Below are 14,626 nucleotides of genomic sequence, written 5' to 3'. Positions count from 1 at the left end.
CGCCGCCTACCTGAAGCGCGCGAGTATGGCCTCGGCCCGGGCGAGGACCGGGGCGTCGACCATTACGTCATCGACGCGCGCCACGCCGCCGCCGCCGAGCGTCGCTGTCACTGACCTCGCCCACGCGAGTTCCTGCGCAGTGGGGCGCATGGCGGCGTGGGACACCTCCACCTGGTTCGGGTGGATGAGGAGCTTTCCCGTCATGCCGAGCGAGTGCGCGTAGCGGACATCGGACGTCACCGCTTCGGGGCTGTCAAGGACGGTCGTCACCCCGTCGATCGGGCCGGGCAGGCCGCCAAGTCGCGACGCGAACACGAGGGTCGAACGCGCGTGGAGCATCGGTTCCCGGTCCGGTGCCGACCCGATGTCGGCCGCCATGTCGAGGTGACCGAAGGCGAGTCTCGCCGAGCCTCGCGCTCTGGCCATTTGCTCGGAACACGCGAGGCCGGCCGCCGATTCGACCAGGGGTATGACGGGCACGCCCGTGCGTTCTGCGACATCAGCCACCGACTCCGGACTCTCAGCCTTCGCGAGCATGACGCCCTGGAGCCCGGGCAGCCCTACGAGCGAGTCCACGTCACCCCGGTGACCCGGCACGTCCGCGGCGCGGACCCGGACGACGCCACGCCCCTCGGCGCTCAGCCACTCCCCGACGTGCTCCCGCGCCGCCCGCTTGTTGTCGGCCGCGACGGCATCCTCAAGGTCGAGGACGACCATGTCTGCCCCCGCAGCAGCGGCCTTGCTGAAACGACCTGGCCGGTCACCCGGAACGAAGAGGAAGCTCCGCGCGCGGCCCAGCTCCATGAGGTCGGTCTCGCTCACACGGCCACGCTCTGCTGGCGCGCCACTCCGAACTCGGCGAGCACGGAGTCGGTGTGCTGGCCGACCTCCGGCACCGGCCCCATGACGGGGTCTGCCCCCACGAATGTCGCAGGTGGGATGAGACCGCGGAGGGTGCCGGCGGGAGAGTCATAGTCACGCCATCGTCCGCGCGCCGCGAGCTGGGGATGCTCGGCAAGCGCGTGCAGGTCTCTCAGCAGGGCATTCGCGATTCCAACGGATTCGAGCTTCTCCGCGACCGCTTCGACCGTGCTGCCGGCGAAGCCACGCTCGATCTCCTGCTTGAGTTCGGCCGCGTGTTCGACGCGAAGCGAGTTTCGTGAGAAGCGGGGGTCTTGCACGAGCGAGGGCATCTCGAGGATCTCATTGCAGAACGTCGCCCACTCCCGCTCGTTCTGCAGGCCGAGGAAGACCTGCCGGCCGTCCCCACAACGGAATGGACCATAGGGAGCGATCGCCGCGTGGCGCGCTCCCGTGCGCGGAAGCTCGCTGCCGCCGTAGTAGGTGTAGTTGTACGGGAACCCCATCCACTCGGCGAGCGCCTCGAGCATCGAGATCTCGATGACCTCACCATGGCCGGTGCGTTGCCTGTTGAGCAGCGCGGAGAGGATGCCTGTGTAGGCGTACATGCCTGAGGCGATATCCGCGATCGAGATCCCGACCTTCGATGGTTCGTCCGGGGTCCCCGTGATGGAGACGAGCCCTGCCTCGCACTGGACGAGCAGGTCGTAGGCCTTCTTCGACGAGTACGGGCCTCCCGTGCCGTAGCCAGAGATCGACACATGGATCAGCCGCGGATTCAGTTCCTTGAGCACATCGCTGCCGAGGCCAAGTCGCTCGGTGGCGCCCGGAGCAAGGTTCTGCACGAAGACATCTGCTTCGCGCACCATCGCGAGCACGGCCTCCCTGCCGCGCTCCGACTTGAGGTCGAGCGCGACCGACTCCTTCGATCGGTTCAGCCACACGAAGTGGCTCGCGAGTCCGCGGACGGTCTCGTCGTAGCCGCGAGCGAAGTCCCCCACCTCAGGGCGCTCCACCTTGATCACTCGTGCGCCCTGGTCGGCCAGTTGGCGGGTGGCGAACGGCGCGGCGACGGCCTGTTCCAGCGACACGACCGTGACGCCGTCAAGCGGACGAGACACCTTTGGTTTCCCCATCCCGTTCACGCGGCATCCGCGATGTTCGCCACGGCGGCGATGCTGCCGTTGGCGCCTCGTGCCTCAACCCCTGCGGCAAAGCCGTCCTGGCCCGGCACGATCACGCATTCCTGTGACTTCGTGAGCGGGGAGACCAGCCGGTAGGAGAAGGTCTTGCCCGTCAGGTCGATCCCCTCTCGGCGGTAGAGGTCGCCAGCGAGGAGCGCGAGCAACGGGCCGTGGATCACGAGTCCGTCGTAACCCTCCTGCTCACACCAGTCGCGGTCGTAGTGGATGCGGTGCGCATTGTAGGTCAGCGCAGAGAATCGGAAGAGAAGCCGCTCATCGACATCCAGTTGGAGCCGCGGCCCCTCAGGTGCGGGTGCCGCAGGCTTCGCCGCCGGCAGGGGCTCCCCGCCCTCCGCGCGATAGACGATGTCCTGCTCCTCGCGGATGACGAGCTCGCCGTCCTGGAAGATCTCGTGCAGCACGGTCGTGAACGTCAGGGGTCCGGTCTTTCCCACCTTGTCGACAGAGCGGTGCAGCGAGATGACCTTGGTGGCGCTCCTGCCGATTCGAAGCGGCGCAAGGGTCGCCACTCGCCCGCCTGCGAACATCCGCCGACGCCCGGGGCCGGGGGGCGCGGGGATTCCCACGACGGGATGCCCGTCTTCTCCGAGCTCGCTCTGCGCGGTCCTCTCGAGCAGGTACATCCAGTGCCACATGGGGGGCACCGCGTCACCCTCTCCGAAAGGGACCTCGATCCCCAGCATCGCGGCGAGCGATTCCACGGGCTCGGCTGCGATGATCTCTTCTCGACGCACTGTCGTCGTCATGTCATTTCCTCTCGGTCGCGAAGCTGAGTGCATTCATCAGGTCGGTGAGGTCCTCCGACTGGTCGAGGCCGTCTACCGCCGCGACCAAGGCCTCGGCGACGTCCGGGCCCCGGGGCGCAAGGAGCTGCCGCGCCTTCTGGGCCACCTCGTGCTGCGACATCGGGTTCGATGCAGAGCCCTTGGCCTTCATCGGGCTTCCCGAGTCGGAGCTGATCACCCTGCCGTCGGTCAGCTCGATGCGGAGGGTGGGACCGTCAGCAAGTTGGATGCTCTCGTCGAGTCGCATCGTGATCCGATCGAACGTCGCACGAATCGCCGGTTCGTGGATGCGCGGCGGGTCGAACTGGTCGAGGCCGACGCTGCGCTGATGGAGTGCGATCGCGATGGCGTACGGCAAGCTGAACTGTGCGTCGAACACTGTCTCGATCGGATCGACCGAGAGCATGTTGATCGCGGTGCTCCCCGCCGTGACGATGATTCTCGCCACGTTCTGCGGCGTCAGGTCGTGCCCCTCGATCAGGCGAAGCATCGTGTCGATGGTCGAGTGTGACCCTCGGCAGCACGCGTGGGGCTTTATGTAGGCCGTGTCGATGTTGAAGTCGAGGCCGAGGCGGTCGAGGGCTCGCTCGGGGCTTCCGGTTCCGCCGTTGTGCGTGGCAAAGATTCCGCCCCACTGGGCTTCGAAGACTCGGTGCGGTCCCGTGATTCCCCTCCGGGCGAGGAACGCGGCATCGACCCCCGTCTCCCCTGCCTTGCCCGCATGGATGCGTTTCGTCCAGGCCCCATCATCGATGAAGGCCCAGATGCCGCCGGTGAACGATCCCGCGATGCCCAGGGCGTCGGCGAAGCACTGTGCGTCGAGGCCGAGCATCTTCGCTGACGCCGCCGCCGCCGCGAAACTGCCCATGACTCCGGTGCTGTGCCATCCACGATCCGTCATGGCGGCGAATCCCCCGAGCGACTGCAGCAGGCGATAGCTGATGTCGTAACCCGCGATGGTGGCGGCGATCAGGTCGCGGCCGCTCGCGCCGACGAGCTCCCCGACGGCGATGGCAGCCGGAAGCACCGTGGCCCCCGCATGACCCGGGCCTCCTCCGTCGTCGAAGTCCCTCGCGTGTGCAGAGGTGCCATTCGCGAAGGCCGCATATGCGGGAGTCAGTCGATCGGGCGTTCCCCACACAAGGCTGCCGCTCTCACTGCCATGAAGGTCGTGCAGGGCGCCGCGGACACGCATCGACTCCTCGGTGCCGACGCCCGCGAGGGAGACGGCGAGAGTGTCGAGGATGTTCGCCTTCACCCGCGTCACCTCGACGGAAGGGATGTCCTCGAAATGCAGGGACGCCCAATGCGCCGCGAGCACCTCGCTCATCGATGTGCTGTCGGTCATTGAGGAGTGTCCTCTCGGCCGGCGACGGATGCTGGCGGGGCGGGGCGGGCGGATGACGGCGCCACGGCGTACAGGTCCGAGCTCGAGGCATCCGCCTTGAGTGCCGCCAGGAATCTGTGTGCCGCATGGCCGATGGGGCCGACTCGCCGAGCAATCGCGCCGTACTCCCGGTGGGCGCCTGGCACGCTGAGCGGGACTCCGAGGGGCGCATGCTGCAACTCGCGTGGCGGCTCGGGGACGATGGCTACGCCGACGCCGGCCGCGACCAAGGCACTCATGGTCGACAACTCGGTCGTCTCTATCGCGATGCGGTGGGGGATGCCCGCGTCGCGGAAGAGGCCGTCGACCACGGTGCGGAGTCCGTATCCGAGACGCAGGGTCACCATCGGTTCGTCGGCCAGCTCGTGGAGCGCGAGCGATACGCGCTGCTGGAACGGGTGGCCGGCGGGGGCGATCACGCGAAGCGCCTGCTTGCCGATTGGCAGCCATTCCAGGTCATCGGCAGCCGGACGCGGCGCCACGAGCCCGATGTCGAAGCGGCCCTTCCGCACCCCGTCGACAATGGCATCCGCTGCCCCTCCGAAGAGCTCGAACGACGTGCCTGGCGCGACCTCCCGATACCTGTTCACCATGCGGGGGACCAACCAGTTGCCAAAGGACTCCACGAAGCCGAGCGCGATCGAGCCCCTGTCGGGGTCGACCAGGGTCGCGATGCGCCGCTCGGCCTGGGCAAGCTCACTCGAGGCCCTGAGGGCATGGGCAAGAAAGATCTCGCCGTACTTGTTCAACTTCAGCCGATTGCGGCGGCGGTCGAAGAGTTGCACGCCGAGTTGCTCTTCGATGCGGGTCAACGCCCGCGAGAGGGTCGGTTGGCTGATGTGGAGTTGGGCAGCCGCCTGGGTGAGGTGCTCCCTCTCAGCCAGCGCGATGAACCACTGAAGTTCACGGAGTTCCAGGTTCGCCATGGCTCAGCCCTCCCGTGTGATGCGGCGACCGATGATCTCCTTCATGATCTCCGTCGTGCCGCCGAAGATGGTGGTCACGCGCGAGTCCATGAAGTCGCGTGCAACTCGGTACTCCTTCATGTAGCCGTAGCCGCCGTGGAGCTGGACGGCACGCTGCACGACGCGTTGCTGCAGTTCGGTCGTCCACCACTTCGCCATGGCCGCCGTCACCTCGTCGAGGGTGCCCTCAGCGGCGTCCAGGATGCAGCGGTCGACGAACGCCTGGGTCACCTCGATCTCGGTTGCCAGCTCCGCGAGATAAAAACGATTGGCCTGGAAGTCAGCGATCCGCTGCCCGAAGGCCCGTCGCTCGGTCGTATGGGAGAGCGCGTGCTCGAAGGTCGCCCGCATCGCGGCCATCGCCGACACGGCGATGTGGAGGCGCTCGATGGGCAGGTTCCGCCGCAACTGCGCCCACCCCTGCCCCTCGACACCGAGCACGTCGGCGCGAGGCACGCGCACATCGTCGAAGAATAGTTCGGCGGTGTCCTGCATCCCGAGGCCCACCTTGCGCAGCGGGCCACTGCGCGCGAGACCCTCCGAATGCGAGTCCACACACACGAGGCTGAATCCGGATCGCCCGGCTTCGGGGTCGGTCCTCACGGCCACCACGAGAACGTCGGCCATGAGGCCGTTGGAGATGAAGGTCTTGGCCCCATTGAGCACGAGGCGGTCGCCCTCGCGCCGACCCGTCATCGCCATGGACGCGAGGTCGGAGCCTGCGCCGGGTTCGGTGAACGCGACCGCCCCAACCTTCTCCCCGGCGATCATGGGGGCGAGGTACCGCTCGTTGATCGAGTCGCTTCCGAAGGCGGTGAAGTAGGGCGAGACCAGGTCGTTGAAACCGCACAGCGCCATCGAGACACCGTGTGCGCCGACGCGAGCGAGTTCCTCCAAGAGGACGGCGCTGTAGCGGAAGTCATCGATGCCGCCACCGCCGAAGCGTTCGGGGGCCGACATCCCCAGCAGCCCCATACTGGCGGCCTTGCGGAAGAGTTCGCGATCCACTCGACCGGCGTCGTCCCACTCCTCCAGGTGCGGGGCCACATCGCGTTCCACGAATGCTCGCACCGCGCGCCTGAAGTCCTCGTGCGCATCGTCGAAGATCGTGCGCGCTAGGCCTACCGACACCATGGGTTCTCCAAATTGAGTTGCTGGCCGCTCAACGCGGCGTGTACTGAGCCGGCCAGCATCCCTCGGTATGAGTTCGGGGGACGTCCGCCGGCGCAATCGTGGGATTGGACGACGAACTTCGTCAGCTGCCGGGGACTGCCCACACGTGGCGGAAGTCCGGCTCAGGCAGGCCGATCAGGTTGCCCGGGTAGCCGCCGACGCGGTCGCTGACGAACACGCCGTTCTTGACGGCAATCAGGGGCACCTGGGGCAGCCAGTCCTCCAGTGCAACCTGTAGGTCGACGTAGAGTTCCTTCATCTCGCCCTCGGAGGCCGTGAGCATCTCGTCGAGGATGCGGTCCACCGTGGGATCTCCCTTGAGTCCGTTGTTGCCACCGGACGTGCTGAAGAAGGCTGTGCGGGCGTAGTTCACGTCGATGATCTCGATATAGCGGTGCTGCGCCTGGAAGTTTCCGGCGCGAGCCTCGGAGACCATGGTGGGCTGGTCACTCACGTTGATCGACATGTCGATCCCCGCGTCGGCGAGCATCTGCTGAAGCACGGCCGCCTGCTGCTGAAACTCGGGCGGGCTCGTCGTCGTGAGGCTGAACGCTGCAGGGTTGCCCGTGTCTGCCGTGTACTCCTCGGCGAGTTCCTTTGCCTTGTCGACGTCGTAGCTCGGCCAGTCGGTGTCAACGAAGAACGGGCTCGTGCTCAGCATGAGTCCCGACATTGGGTCGTGCTTGCCTTCGAAGACGGCCGCATTGAGTCCGTTGAGGTCGATCGCGTGCGCCAGCGCCCGGCGCATCCGCTCGTCGTCGAAGGGCGGTGCCGTCAGGTTGAGCAGCAGGTTGTAGTAGGCCGAATCGGGCTGGGTCAGCATCGTGAGCCCGCCGTCGGCGGCAGTCTCGAGGTCAACGGCCGACTGGGCGCGGGCGATGTCGATGTCGCCCGCGAGGGCCGCGGAGACGCGCGACTGCGTGTCGGTCGCCGTGACGAACTTGATCTCGTCGAGATAGGGCTCGTCACCCGCGTAGTCGGGGTTGTTGACGAGCACGACGTCACCGCCGGGCTGGAACGACTTGAGCATGAAGGGGCCAGCACCCACGGGGTTCGTCGCCAGTGCCTCGCCGTACTTCTCGACGGCCGCCGGGGAGGGAACCATAGCGGGGCCGCCAGGGTAGGCGCCGACGAGTACGTCAGGGAATCCGGTCCACGGCTTCTTCAGGGTCATCAGCAGGGTGTGCTCGTCGGCGACCTCCATGGAGGTGATCTGGCGCATGTCCTCTGCCGAGCGCGAGCGCGAGCCCTCGGCGGCGATTCGCTCGAAGTGGGCCTTCACGGCTTCGGCGTCGTAGGGGTTGCCGTCGGTGAACGTGTAGCCGGGCTTGAGCTTGAGGGTCCAGTTGGCGCCGTCTTCACTCTCGATCGACTCCGCCATGTCGGGGCGGATGTTTCGCTCTTCGTCGTCGTAGGAGAACAGCACTCCGTAGATGGACCGCATGATGAGGTTGCCACTGACGGCCGAGCCGGCAGGGTCAAGCGACTCGACGACCGCGCTGAGGCCATACGTGAGGCTTCCGCCCCTCTGCGGCTCGCCACGCTCCAGAACCTGCGCACCCCAGGGGGTCGTAGAGACACCGGCGTCTTGGCCGCTCTCTCCAGATGAGCCCGTGCCGACGCATCCAGTGAGCACCAACAGCGCTCCGGCCGCGACCGCGATAAGCGGACGGAAGGTCTTCATATTCACTCCTTCTTCGCCATGTAGGCAGGGGACATGCTCGGGACAGCTCTGTGCCGAGTTGGAGATCGAGTGCTGACTTCGACGTAGAACGCACCGTGGTCGTAATGATGGGACGCCGTTGAAGGCCCGAACAACAGGCCGTTTCAGTCGGCGGCACGCCTGTTCTTTGGTCTGAGTCGCAAGTTTCTGTGGCTTGCGAGGGCCTATGGCGGCCGCTAGATTCGCGAGAGCGGCTGCGCGCCCGGAACCGACTCATCGCCAAGTTCCTGCAGCGCCAGATGTTGGGAGGAAGCGCAGTGACACTCACCCTCGAGGCCGCCCGCGCCACCCTTGACGACGCCCTGCGCATCGCGCGAGAGAGCGACAAGCGCATCAGCGTCGTGATCGTCGACGATCGCGGGCTTGAGGTCTGCGCCGCGCGCATGGACGGAGCGAACTGGTTCACGCTCGGGGTTGCGAGGGCGAAGGCGCAGACGGCGGCGACCTTCAAGCGCACGAGCGACTCGCTTGCGAAGCTCAAGGGCGACTACCCCGAGCTGTTCCTGCACATCGACGACCAGCTTGCGTTCCGCGCCACGACGCTGCCAGGCGGCGTGCCGCTCGGAGAGCCCGTGGTCGGCGGCATTGGGGTGAGCGGCGCCCACCCGGAGGAAGACCTGCGCATCGCGACGGCGGCAGCAGCAGCCTTCCATTCCTAATTCAGGAGGGCGCGCAGATGAGCACCCTCCTGAATTGTGAAAGTCAGTCGACGAGCGTGAGGGTGACCTCGACGTTGCCGCGCGTCGCGTTGGAGTACGGGCAGAGGCGGTGCGCCTTCTCGACGAGTTCCTGACGGCGGTCCTGCTCGGCGTTCGGCACGTGGATGTCGAGCTCGACGGCGATGTTGAAGCCCTCGCCCTTGTCGTTCTTGCCGATGCCGACGCTCGCCGACACTGCGGCATCCTTCGTGTCGATACCGAGCTGCTTGCCGGCGCCGTGCACGGCGCTCAGGAAGCAGGCGGAGTAGCCGGCTGCGAAGAGCTGCTCAGGGTTGACGCCGTCGCCCGAGCCACCCATCTCCTTTGGCGGGCGAACCTCGAAATCGATGCGGTCGTCATCCGAACGTACGTGGCCATCACGGCCACCTCCCGACGCGTGTGCAACTGCGGTGTAAGCGATATCCATGATTCTGACCATAGCCCTGTCGACCCGGCGATCGGCCGACCGCCAGTATGCTCACAGCCGCCGTTCACCGGCTCCCGCGGTAGAGCACGGGCCGCTCGCCCTGCGCCTCCAGTCGCGCCTCGAGACCGTCCCTCACCGCAGGCCACTCCTCGACGAGCACAGAATGCACGGCCGTGTCGCGCCACGAGCCGTCGGCCCGTCGCCGGTCGTGCCGCAGCACCCCTTCGAAGGTGGCGCCGAGGCGCAGGATCGCGGCGCGGGAACGCTCATTGGCGGCATCCGCCTGCAGCCGCACCCTGCTGAAGCCGTGCTCGAACGCGAGCGACAGCAGCAGGAGCTTCGCCTCGGCGTTGACGACGGAACCCCAGACGCGCGGGTCGTAGGCAGTCCAGCCGATGTGGGCGCCCTCGTTCCCCAGGTCGAGGTCGGCGAGGGAGGTCGTGCCGACGAGCTCGCCGTCATGCGGGCCGCCGCGCAGGCAGACCCCAAAGGAGAGGCCCGTCTCCCACGGCAGGTAGCCGCGCAGCCACTCCGCGAACTCGTCGCGGCTGTCGCGCAGGGCGGCAACTCCCCCGCCGTAGCCGCCGGAGAAGACCTCCGGATGCCCGATCACGTCGAAGAGGGCGCCGAAGTCCTCCTCGCCAAGCGGTCGGAGCGTAACGAAACGGCCACCAAGGGCCGCCGCGGCGGGTCTGGAGGCGGGCATGAAATGCAGTCTGTCACGGGAAGTGCAACTATGGACGCGTGAGCAACACGACCCTCTTTCTCGACGCCTCAGGTTCGTTCGTGCAACTGCTCGGTCGCGTTCGCGACGAGCAGTGGGAGCAGCCCGCCCTCGGGACGTGGACGGTGCGCAGCCTGGCCGGCCACACAGCCCGCGCCATCCTCACCGTGGAGAGCTACCTCGGGCAAGACGAGCCCGGTGCCGTCACCATCCCTTCGGCCGAGGCCTACTACAACGAGGTGCTCGAGCAGTTCACCGACCATGCCTCGATCGAGGCCCGCGGTGTCGAGGCCGGCGCCTGGCTGGGGGCCGACCCCGTGTCGCAGGTCTCGGAGGCGCTCTCTCGCACCCGCACCCTCATCGCGGCACAGCCCGACGACCGAATCGTCTCGATCGGCGGCATGGGCATCCTGCTCGACCAGTACCTGCGCACGCGCGTCGTCGAGTTGGTCGTGCACTCGATCGACCTCGCCCGAGCCATCGGCGCCGACCACACCCCGCCGGCTGCGGGCATTGCGACGGCCGTGAGCCTCCTCGCGGGCACCGCGGCGCACAAGGGCCAGGGCGTGACCCTGCTCATGGCACTCACGGGACGCGCCCAGCTGCCGCCCGGCTTCACGACCGTCTGAGCGCGCGGATCCCCGAACTCGGCTTCAGTCGACGACGTCGTGCCGCACGACGATCTCGTCGCGGCCGGGGCCGACGCCGATCACCGAGATGCGCGAACCACTGATCTTCTCGAGCGCGAGCACGTAGTCCTGCGCGTTCTTCGGCAGGTCCTCGAAGCGGCGAGCACCCGTGATGTCTTCCGACCAGCCGGGGAACTCCTCGTAGATGGGCTTCGCGTGGTGGAAGTCGGACTGCGAGACGGGCATCTCGTCGACCCGCACCCCGTCGACCTCGTAGGCGACGCAGACGGGGATCGTCTCGAGCCCCGTGAGCACGTCAAGCTTGGTGAGCACGAAGTCGGTGACGCCGTTGATGCGGGCCGAGTAGCGTGCGATTGGCGCGTCATACCAGCCACAGCGGCGCGGGCGGCCGGTCGTGGTGCCGAACTCGCCGCCGTTGTTGCGCAAGAAGTCACCCCACTCGTCGAAGAGCTCGGTCGGGAATGGCCCGGCGCCGACACGGGTCGTGTACGCCTTGACGACGCCGATGACCCGATCGAAGCGGTTCGGCGCGACGCCCGAACCGGTGGCAGCGCCACCAGAGGTCGCGTTGGACGAGGTGACGAAGGGGTAGGTGCCGTGGTCAACATCCAGCATGGTTGCCTGGCCGGCCTCGAACAGCACGGTCTTGCCCTCGTCGAGGGCGCGGTGCAGCAGCAGCGCGGTGTCGTCGACCATCGGCCGCAGCCGCTCGGCGTACTGCAGCAGCTCCTGCATGATCTCGTCGACCTCGATGGCGCGACGGTTGTAGATCTTCACCAGCAGGTGATTCTTCTGGTGGAGCGCGCCCTCGATCTTCTGGCGCAGGATGTTCTCGTCGAAGAGGTCCTGGATGCGGATGCCCACGCGGTTGATCTTGTCGGCATACGTCGGCCCGATGCCGCGACCGGTCGTGCCGATCTGGCGCTTGCCGAGGAACCGCTCCGTGACCTTGTCGAGGGTGCGGTGGTACAGCGTGATGACGTGGGCGTTGGCGCTCACGCGCAGGCGCGAGACATCCACCCCTCGTGCCGCGAGCGCGTCGAGTTCCTCGAAGAGCACCTCGATGTCGACGACGACACCGTTGGCGATGACCGGCACGACGCCGGGCGAGAGGATGCCGGAGGGCAGCAGGTGCAGCGCGTACTTCTCGTCACCGACCACGACCGTGTGGCCAGCATTGTTGCCACCGTTGAACTTGACGACGTAGTCGACCCGGTCGCCGAGGTGGTCGGTCGCCTTGCCTTTACCTTCGTCGCCCCACTGGGCACCGATGAGCACGATTGCGGGCATGCGAGTTCCTTAGAAATGGAGGGGGATGACACCCGATTCTACCCGGTCGCACTGACGACGGCCTAGGAAGCCTGTGGATGTCTCACAGAGGGGCTTCAGGCGTCGAGGAAGCTGAACCGCCCCGCCTCGGCGACGGCCTCGTCACGGGAGGAGACACCGAGCTTCTTGTAGATGCTCCGAACCTGCGACTTGACGGTGTTGAGCGAGACGTAGAGTTCCGCCGCGATCTCACTGAGGCTCGCGGGCCCGGCGAGCCTGCGCAGCACGACGAGCTCGCGATCCGTGAGTTGCACTGTGCGCGGGGCAGCCGGCATGAAGTTCGGCCCCTGCGCGAGTTCCGCCGTGAAGTCCCGGAACGGGGCGAGCCGGTCGACGGAGGCGACGAAGTCGACGAGCGCCGCGGCATCCGAGGCTGGCAGCAGGCGGAACGGGGTCGTGAGTCCCCTGTCGCGCATGATGCTGAGGGCGCGCTCAGCGAACACGATGGCCTCGCCCTCCCTCCCCATGCGCAGGCGTGTCGCGGATGCAAGTAGGAGCGTCTCCGCGAGCGGCCGGGGCTGGCCGGGCTCGGCGCCCCTGAGTTCACGGGCCGCGCCATCCGGGTTGCCGAGGATGAGCTGGAGCCTTGCCCGCGCCACGGCAACCGCCCGTGACCCGGCCGGCTGCCACGCGAGGCATTCTTCCGCGCGGCCGTTCTGTCCGGCAGCCATGTGCAGGTTCGCGAGGGTCGCGTCGAGCAGCGCCTTCGTGCCCTCGGCGACGGAGGGCCTCGCACTGCGGAGCAACGCCATCTCAAGTTGGGTGGCACCGGCCAGCGCTCCGCCGAGGCCCATGTGAGCGAGGGACTTGAGGTACATGAAGAGTGGCCAGTGCTCGATCGTCTCGAGGTGGGCCTCCATGACGTCGACCCGGGCGAGCGCGGCAGGGTAGTCGCCCCGCTCGGCCGCGACGAGCCCAGCGGCGACCTGGTACATCGCCCCCGGGTAGCCCTCGATCTGGCGCTTGGGCCAGGGTCCCGCCTCGCACGCTTCGACGGCGGCCTGCGCCTCGGGCATGTGCCCCTGCAGCGCATAGCTTCCAGCGGTAAGCGAGAGACCCTGCAGCCGGGACGCGGGATGCGCCACCTCGCAGGCCGCCAGGAAGAACTCGTGGGCACGCTCCCGCTCCGCCGCATAGAAGAACGAGAGTCCCGTGTGCACGAGCACCGTGCCCTCGACGGTGCTGAGGCCCTCGCGCTGCTCATGTGTGAGTTCCTCCAGCAGTGCGGCGGTGCGCCTGGCGGCCTCGAGCGAGCGCGAGAACCGGCCGGTGACTCGGAGCGCGGTCGCCTCGATCGTGGCCAGCACGACCTTGAGGGAGGGATCCGCGGTGGGGGCGGTGGTGCGCGAGGCGACGATCGCAATCGCGAACGTTTCAGAGGCTCGCGCCTGGGCACCTTCGGCATTCAGCACGAGCGCGTACAGGATCGCGAGAAGGGGCTGCGTGCCCAGCGTGCGCTTGGACACCGACGAGAGCTCGGCGATCAGGATGCCGCGGTGCGGCAGGAGCTTCCAGTACGCCCGCATGAGCACCTGGTTGGCGAATGCGTAGTCGCGCAAGGCGAGCGCGTGTTGGAAGGCCTCGAGTTCACGCTCGTGGTCGAGGCTCCAGGTCATGACGGTGCGCCGCAGGCCCGCCACTTCCTGGGGGAAACGGCGGTGCAGTTCGCGACGCATGCCGTCCCTGACCTCGGTGCTGAAGGTGAATGCGGCGCCCTCTTCCTCCGACGCCCACCACCCCAGCCCTGCCCCCTCGACTGAGGAAAGGAGCCTGGCAGCGTCGTCGGGGCTCCTCCCCGTGAGGGACGCGGCAAGCGGCACCGTGATGACCTCCGCGATCGACAGCCTGAGGGTCGCGTCGACCTCAGGGTCCTCGCCTCCTTGCAGGTTCCACACGTCGGCGAACGTCCCACTGCTGACCGTCTCGATGTGCTGCCGGATTGTGTCGGGGGTGAGTTCGAAGGAGTCGCGACCCGCCGCGAGGAGCGTGCCGCGCACCGCGAGGGGCAGCCCGCCTGTCACCTTCCTGACCGTCTCGGCGACGACCCCGTCGGCATCCGGCACCTGGAATATCCGCACGAGATCCCACGTCTCCTCCCGCGTGAAGAGCAGGTCTCGTGTGCTCAGGACGACCGGTTCGAGCGTCATCGTGATCCGCTCGGCATCGAAGAGGCTGCGGTTTCGGGTCAAGGCGATCACGCGGATGCGACGGCATGCCGTCAGCACGGCCGCGATCTCCTCCAGCACCCCGTCCTCGGCGTGATGGAGATCGTCGAGGATCAGCAGCAGGTCGTGCGGAATCGCGCTGAAGCCGCGCACGAGCATCCGTCGCAGTTCGGGGGGCGCACCGCTCTCGAGGAGCAGTTCGCGGAGCGGGCCCTGCTGGGGAAGAAGGCCTGCGTCGTCGAGCTGGCGCACAACCACCTGCCAGAAGACACCACGGTCGCCGTCGGCCGCGTCGACGGTCAGCCACACCCCGCGCGACCCGTCTGCCTCAGCCCGCTGCGCCCAGTCGGCGACAGCGGTTGTCTTGCCCGCGCCGGGAGCGCCCCGGACGACGATGAGGGGTGCACCCTGCTGCAATACCGCCGAGAGGCGGGCGCGGTGCACGATGCTGCGCGGGATCCGCGGGACGGCGTAGATGTTCCCCACGCTTCAGAGCTTAACGGCCCTCCCGCGGAGTCGAGGGAGGGCCGGGAG

The 14,626-nt window shown here is 67.6% G+C and carries 13 protein-coding genes; 2 read left to right on the top strand and 11 right to left on the bottom strand.

Annotation, left to right across the window (positions count from 1 at the left end):
• Positions 1–6: 6 nt before the first annotated feature.
• From FVA74_RS01345 to FVA74_RS01315, 7 genes are all read right to left on the bottom strand, one after another.
• Positions 7–822, bottom strand: coding sequence for a CoA ester lyase (locus FVA74_RS01345; protein WP_206022647.1), 816 nt, complete (start codon positions 820–822; stop codon positions 7–9).
• On the bottom strand, positions 819–1,982 hold the full coding sequence (locus FVA74_RS01340) for a CaiB/BaiF CoA-transferase family protein (RefSeq protein ID WP_240792263.1): 1,164 nt from the start codon (positions 1,980–1,982) through the stop codon (positions 819–821). Before FVA74_RS01340 ends, FVA74_RS01345 begins: the two co-directional genes overlap by 4 nt.
• 20 nt (positions 1,983–2,002) lie before the next feature.
• The gene (locus FVA74_RS01335; RefSeq protein ID WP_206022645.1) at positions 2,003–2,812 is read right to left on the bottom strand and encodes a mesaconyl-C4 CoA hydratase; all 810 of its coding nucleotides are present in this window, start codon (positions 2,810–2,812) and stop codon (positions 2,003–2,005) included.
• Between the two features lies 1 nt (position 2,813).
• The gene (locus tag FVA74_RS01330; protein WP_147719986.1) at positions 2,814–4,199 is read right to left on the bottom strand and encodes an MmgE/PrpD family protein; all 1,386 of its coding nucleotides are present in this window, start codon (positions 4,197–4,199) and stop codon (positions 2,814–2,816) included.
• Positions 4,196–5,164 (bottom strand): LysR family transcriptional regulator, encoded by a 969-nt coding sequence (locus FVA74_RS01325; protein ID WP_206022643.1) that lies wholly within the window; start codon positions 5,162–5,164, stop codon positions 4,196–4,198. The genes FVA74_RS01330 and FVA74_RS01325 overlap by 4 nt, the downstream gene beginning before the upstream one ends.
• Positions 5,165–5,167: 3 nt before the next feature.
• Positions 5,168–6,337 carry an acyl-CoA dehydrogenase family protein gene (locus tag FVA74_RS01320; RefSeq protein ID WP_147719985.1) on the bottom strand — a complete coding sequence of 390 codons (1,170 nt, stop codon included), beginning with the start codon at positions 6,335–6,337 and terminating at the stop codon, positions 5,168–5,170.
• 121 nt (positions 6,338–6,458) lie between these two features.
• On the bottom strand, positions 6,459–8,060 hold the full coding sequence (locus FVA74_RS01315; RefSeq protein WP_147719984.1) for an ABC transporter substrate-binding protein: 1,602 nt from the start codon (positions 8,058–8,060) through the stop codon (positions 6,459–6,461).
• A gap of 296 nt (positions 8,061–8,356) precedes the next feature.
• Here FVA74_RS01315 and FVA74_RS01310 point away from each other — a divergent pair, with 296 nt between their 5' ends.
• A complete protein-coding gene (locus tag FVA74_RS01310) occupies positions 8,357–8,758 on the top strand; it encodes a heme-binding protein (RefSeq protein WP_206022641.1) in 402 nt (133 codons plus the stop codon).
• A 43-nt stretch (positions 8,759–8,801) separates the two neighbouring features.
• On the opposite strand, the gene FVA74_RS01305 is transcribed toward FVA74_RS01310, so the two are convergent.
• Complete coding sequence (locus FVA74_RS01305) at positions 8,802–9,224, bottom strand: organic hydroperoxide resistance protein (protein ID WP_147719982.1); 423 nt, start codon at positions 9,222–9,224, stop codon at positions 8,802–8,804.
• A 64-nt stretch (positions 9,225–9,288) separates the two neighbouring features.
• Positions 9,289–9,930: a GNAT family N-acetyltransferase gene (locus tag FVA74_RS01300; protein WP_147719981.1), complete on the bottom strand. Its 642-nt coding sequence runs from the start codon at positions 9,928–9,930 to the stop codon at positions 9,289–9,291.
• Between the two features lie 38 nt (positions 9,931–9,968).
• On the opposite strand from FVA74_RS01300, the gene FVA74_RS01295 reads away from it, so the two are divergent.
• On the top strand, positions 9,969–10,577 hold the full coding sequence (locus FVA74_RS01295; RefSeq protein ID WP_147719980.1) for a maleylpyruvate isomerase family mycothiol-dependent enzyme: 609 nt from the start codon (positions 9,969–9,971) through the stop codon (positions 10,575–10,577).
• Between the two features lie 24 nt (positions 10,578–10,601).
• Here the strand turns inward: FVA74_RS01295 and FVA74_RS01290 are convergent, their stop codons facing one another.
• Positions 10,602–11,888, bottom strand: coding sequence for an adenylosuccinate synthase (locus FVA74_RS01290; RefSeq protein ID WP_147719979.1), 1,287 nt, complete (start codon positions 11,886–11,888; stop codon positions 10,602–10,604).
• 95 nt (positions 11,889–11,983) lie between these two features.
• Entirely contained in the window at positions 11,984–14,578 is a 2,595-nt protein-coding gene (locus FVA74_RS01285) for a LuxR C-terminal-related transcriptional regulator (protein WP_147719978.1), read from the bottom strand.
• Positions 14,579–14,626: the final 48 nt, after the last annotated feature.

Origin of the sequence: Salinibacterium sp. dk2585, assembly GCF_008001035.1 — a bacterium.
Lineage (GTDB): Bacteria > Actinomycetota > Actinomycetes > Actinomycetales > Microbacteriaceae > Homoserinimonas.
The sequence above is the reverse complement of the archived record's forward strand: the minus strand, read 5'-3'. Positions and strand labels throughout refer to the sequence as shown.

Excerpts from the sequence above, each read along its gene's own strand:
- FVA74_RS01335 (WP_206022645.1), bottom strand. The coding sequence starts at position 2,812 with ATGACGACGACAGTGCGTCGAGAAGAGATCATCGCAGCCGAGCCCGTG.
- FVA74_RS01330 (WP_147719986.1), bottom strand. The coding sequence starts at position 4,199 with ATGACCGACAGCACATCGATGAGCGAGGTGCTCGCGGCGCATTGGGCG.
- FVA74_RS01325 (WP_206022643.1), bottom strand. The coding sequence starts at position 5,164 with ATGGCGAACCTGGAACTCCGTGAACTTCAGTGGTTCATCGCGCTGGCT.
- FVA74_RS01320 (WP_147719985.1), bottom strand. The coding sequence starts at position 6,337 with ATGGTGTCGGTAGGCCTAGCGCGCACGATCTTCGACGATGCGCACGAG.
- FVA74_RS01315 (WP_147719984.1), bottom strand. The coding sequence starts at position 8,060 with ATGAAGACCTTCCGTCCGCTTATCGCGGTCGCGGCCGGAGCGCTGTTG.
- FVA74_RS01305 (WP_147719982.1), bottom strand. The coding sequence starts at position 9,224 with ATGGATATCGCTTACACCGCAGTTGCACACGCGTCGGGAGGTGGCCGT.
- FVA74_RS01300 (WP_147719981.1), bottom strand. The coding sequence starts at position 9,930 with ATGCCCGCCTCCAGACCCGCCGCGGCGGCCCTTGGTGGCCGTTTCGTT.
- FVA74_RS01290 (WP_147719979.1), bottom strand. The coding sequence starts at position 11,888 with ATGCCCGCAATCGTGCTCATCGGTGCCCAGTGGGGCGACGAAGGTAAA.